The organism is Pedobacter sp. 01T416_2, assembly GCF_056398925.1.
This window is the reverse complement of sequence record NZ_JBFTQI010000474.1, coordinates 1-4,682: the sequence shown is the minus strand read 5'-3', so window position 1 is coordinate 4,682 and position 4,682 is coordinate 1. Positions and strand designations below refer to the sequence as shown.

The window sequence follows — 4,682 nt, the reverse complement described above, 5'->3', positions numbered from 1 at the left end:
AATAAACCCGACAAAGCTAAATAGCCCGGAATGGAGCGCAGCGAAATGAGGACTATAAGCGATGGCGGGGCTACAGCACCTATGAAATACAGGATGCTCATTTTCATAATAAATCCCCACTCAATAAATTAGACAGGTCTTCGACTCCGCTCAGACTGACAATAAAAGTTAAATTTATTTAGTTGTTTTGGAAAGCAAAACCCCAAGCCAGTTGGTTAAACCGGTCCTGCCCTTCGTTTCAAATCCTCGGCCTCATGCTTCGGCCTGTGGGTTTTACACTACGGTCAGGTTTAGATTGCAGGGTCCGTAATACTATTTAAAGCTGCAAAATGCATTATTAGCGCCATTGCATGAACAGGTTTTGCTTTGGAGAACAGCCCGTTGTAAAATAAACCCGACAAAGCTAAATAGCCCGGAATGGAGCGCAGCGAAATGAGGACTATAAGCGATGGCGGGAAACAGCACCTATGAAAAACAGAACGCTCATTTTCAAAAAAAATCGTCACCTCGACTGAAGTTTAGCGAAATGGAGAGATCTGCTGAAAATAGATTTCTCGACTGCGCTGCACTCCGCTCGAAATGACGATCTGTTACGTCAGAACGGATAATTAAATCAAGCTTATTTGCTCAGTTCTGCGAAATATTTATGGAATAACGGCAAAGTCTCTATTCCTTTATAATAATTGTAGATATCATATTTCTCGTTTGGCGAGTGTAAAGCATCACTATCTAAACCGAAGCCAAAAAGCACCGATTTAATACCCAATGCATCTTCAAACAAGGCCACAATAGGAATACTGCCTCCGCCTCGTGTTGGAATAGCCTTTTTACCAAAACTATCTTCAATTGCTTTTTCGGCTGCCTGGTAAGCAATACTATCAGTTGGGGTCACCACTGGTTCGCCGCCGTGATGAGGTGTAACCTTTACCTTTACATTTTTAGGCGCAATGCTTTCGAAATGTTTGGTAAAAATCTCGGCAATTTCTTCTGAGCTCTGGTGTGGAACCAAACGCATAGAAATTTTTGCATTGGCTTTACTTGGCAATACGGTTTTTGCACCTTCACCAATATAACCGCTCCAAATTCCGTTTACTTCTAAAGTTGGACGGGTACCTGTACGCTCTAAAGTTGAATAACCTTTCTCGCCCCAAACTTCTCCGATATCTAAATCCTTTTTGTATTCTGCTTCGTCGTAAGGTGCAGAATTTAATGCTTTTTTCTCCTCATCTGTTAAATCAAGTACTTTATCATAAAAAGCAGGGATAGTGATGTGGTTATTTTCATCGTGTAATGAAGCGATCATTTTACAAAGGATGGTAGCTGGATTAGCCACTGCCCCACCATAAACTCCAGAGTGTAAATCGCGGTTCGGACCAACTACTTCAACTTCCATGTAAGCTAAACCGCGTAAACCGGTTTCGATTGATGGATGTTCCATACTAATCATCGAAGTATCAGAAATTAAGACTACATCGGCTTTTAAACGCTCGGCATTCGCTTTTACAAAAATACCCAGATTTGCAGAACCTACCTCTTCTTCACCTTCGATCATAAATTTAACGTTGCAGGCCAAAGTATTGGTTTGCATCATTAATTCGAATGCTTTTACGTGCATATAAAACTGTCCTTTATCATCGCAAGCGCCGCGGGCATAAATTTTACCATCGCGTACTGTAGGCTCAAAAGGTGGTGTATGCCAAAGTTCTAATGGATCTGCCGGTTGAACATCGTAATGACCATATATTAAAACAGTGGGTAAAGAAGCATCTATAATTTTTTCGCCATAAACAATAGGATATCCTGCGGTTGGGCAAATTTCTACCTGATCTGCACCTGCATCTTTTAATTTCTGAGCAACATAATCAGCTGTTTTTAAAACATCGCCTTTGTATTTCGGATCAGCACTTACCGATGGAAAACGCAATAACTCAAACAACTCATCTAAAAAACGTTGTTTGTGCGTTTCTACATAATTTTTAATCTCTTGCATAACAAAATGAATTTGGACAAATATAGGCTTTACCAAATAAAAAGGCACTTAAGCGGTTAATAAATTATCCCCATAGCGGGGTAAAATTTTGCTTATAGCCACACGGTTAATGGGTTTAATTATTTTTTTTAAGATCCAAAATCAGGGTTCTATTTTTTAAACTTAAAACGCGTCTTTTAACAAATACAAAAAAATGATTTAATGTTTGTAAAAAAATATAGCACAGCATTAATTATATCTACTTTTTTGTAAATTGCGCCAATAACAGATATCCTTAAATCCTGTACAAAAGAATTTTAACAATGAAGTTTAGCGCAAAAGTATTTCTATCTCTGCTGCTGCTTCTTGTTGTCCGCATTTCTTCCTTAGCTCAAGGAACACCCGCTACCCGAGTAAGTTGCCCGGAAGCAGCCCAGTATTATTCGAAAGACAGTATAAATATTGTAACCTTTGGAGCCAGCACCGTAGAAGGTGTTAATGGTGTTGGTTTTCAAACCATGCTTCAGAACAATTTTATAAATTGTTATACGAATAAAATCGTGGATATTACCAATCATGGTATTGGTGGTCAGACTACTTTTCAGGGATTACTCCGAATTGATAATGCAATAGCCTATAGAACCGGCTTTATTGTAATTGATATGGGCATTAATGATGCTGTTGCAATGACTACTGGTAAAGGAAGTGTAGCCGAAACCGTTGCTAATATGCGGGTATTGATTACGGCAAGCCTTAAACAGAAATTAGTTCCARTTTTATGTACACTACAGTTTGTTGATGATAGAACCATTAAAAGTTATGTGACTGTAAATACCCATATCAAAAACCTTAATACAGCCTACAGAAAATTAGCTGCAGAATATAAAATATATTTAGCCGATGTAAATGCAGCCATGAGGCGTGATTTTTCGCTTTATCAGGATGCCTTTCATCCTAATGCACGTGGTTACAGGTTGGTGAGCTATGTAATTTTCGACGCCATTAATAAAGCGATTTTTGATAAATTCTTAAAGTTTACCGTTTCTCAGAATTACCCTAATCCTGCAGCTATGCAAACATTTATTGATGTTGTTTTGCCCGAAACGGATAAAATTAATATTCAGATTTTTGATTTAATGGGCCGCTTGGTTAAAACAGTAGTAAATGAATACCTCAATACCGGAAAACACACCTTAGAAATCAACACCTCTACCTTTGTTCCCGGAATTTATTTCTTTAAAATCTCTTCCGATTCAGGTCAATATAACAATGCAAAAAAGTTTATTGTAGCGAGGTAACAAAAGATTTAAATATTAGTCTATTTATAGATTAATAATGTTTTATACCTTTAACCATGACTACTGAGACATTTTTCACCAATGAAGTTATTGATCTCGATCTTCTTCCAAAATACGAAGAAATTCAGTTAAGCCGGCCACACCCCGATTATTGGAAAATCATCTGTATTAATCTACTGATCTTTTTTGGCTTGCTGGGAATAGCTTTTGGCATACTCCTATTCTTTGTTGATGAAGTAAAACCAAATGCCAAATGGATAATCCCCCTTTATTTAGCTTTATTTGCCATCTTTTCGCTACTCTTTCGCGCCAGTTTTAAGAAACGGGGGTATGCCATCCGCACACATGATGTATTATACAAAAGTGGCATTATCGCCGAATCGACAACAATTGTTCCTTTAAACAGGATTCAGCATATCGAATTAAATGAAGGGATTTTTTCCAGAATATATAAACTGGGATCATTACAGCTATTTACTGCAGGTGGCCAAACAGGGCATATCCATATTTCGGGGATTGCAATTGATGATGCCAAGCGTATCAGGGATCTGCTTTTGAAAAAACTAGACCTGCTTGAAAATCCAACAACAGAATTGAATGCCAATGAATAACGATTTTAGTAAACCGCAGCGGGAATCGGCCTTTGGTATTATTGTGATGGGTGCGCATACCTTTTTTCAGATTGGAAAAGCAACTTTTGCTATTTTCATTATCGCATTTATGAAAATGCCCATTAACGAAATCGTTTATGTCTTGCTTGGTATCGCAGCTATCATGTTTTTCAGCTTCATCATTGCTTATTTATGGTATTTAAAATTCACGTTCTTTTTAGATAAAGAAAAGCAGGAATTTGTGGTGAATAAGGGCATATTCAACCGCGATCAGGTAATTATTCAACTCGATAAAATACAGCAGGTTAACATTAACCAGAATATTCTGCAGAAAATTATCGGCGTTTATGGGTTAAAAATCGATACAGCCGGTGCTCATGGAGAAGAAGTAAGTATAAAAGCAATTGACGAAACTTCTGCCTATAACCTTAAAGAACATTTATTAAATAGAAGAACCGTAACTGAAACACAATCGGAAATTGAACGTGAAAACCACAAGACAGTAGAAACACCATTTTTAAGAATAAGTGCCCGGACTTTGTTTAAAGTAGGACTAACCTCTAATTATGGACAAAGTTTAGCTTTACTTGCTGCTTTTTTTTACACCGTTATTTACGAAGGCAGGCAATTGCTTGATGCTTTTAAAATTAATAAAGATGAAATTCAGAGCGCAGTAACGGGTATGCTGACTATAGTTACAATTTTTATCTTAATTGCCTGTCTTTTAATTGTACTGTTAATTATTAACCTGGTTAGAACCTTTTATAAGTATTTCGAGCCGAGCTGGAAATTAGCGAACATAAA

4 protein-coding genes are annotated in these 4,682 nt (G+C 37.4%); 3 read left to right on the top strand and 1 reads right to left on the bottom strand.

Going from position 1 to position 4,682, the window contains the following annotated elements; genetic code table 11:
• Positions 1-619: 619 nt before the first annotated feature.
• Positions 620-1,990 (bottom strand): dipeptidase, encoded by a 1,371-nt coding sequence (locus tag AC1DPQ_RS18325; protein WP_477584169.1) that lies wholly within the window; start codon positions 1,988-1,990, stop codon positions 620-622.
• A 302-nt stretch (positions 1,991-2,292) separates the two neighbouring features.
• On the opposite strand from AC1DPQ_RS18325, the gene AC1DPQ_RS18320 reads away from it, so the two are divergent.
• The 3 genes from AC1DPQ_RS18320 to AC1DPQ_RS18310 form a co-directional block, all read left to right on the top strand.
• Positions 2,293-3,267 carry an SGNH/GDSL hydrolase family protein gene (locus tag AC1DPQ_RS18320; protein ID WP_477610465.1) on the top strand — a complete coding sequence of 325 codons (975 nt, stop codon included), beginning with the start codon at positions 2,293-2,295 and terminating at the stop codon, positions 3,265-3,267.
• 56 nt (positions 3,268-3,323) lie between these two features.
• Positions 3,324-3,878: a PH domain-containing protein gene (locus AC1DPQ_RS18315; protein WP_477610464.1), complete on the top strand. Its 555-nt coding sequence runs from the start codon at positions 3,324-3,326 to the stop codon at positions 3,876-3,878.
• On the top strand, positions 3,871-4,682 hold an 812-nt coding region (locus tag AC1DPQ_RS18310; protein WP_477610463.1), incomplete at its 3' end, for a PH domain-containing protein. The genes AC1DPQ_RS18315 and AC1DPQ_RS18310, both read left to right, overlap by 8 nt.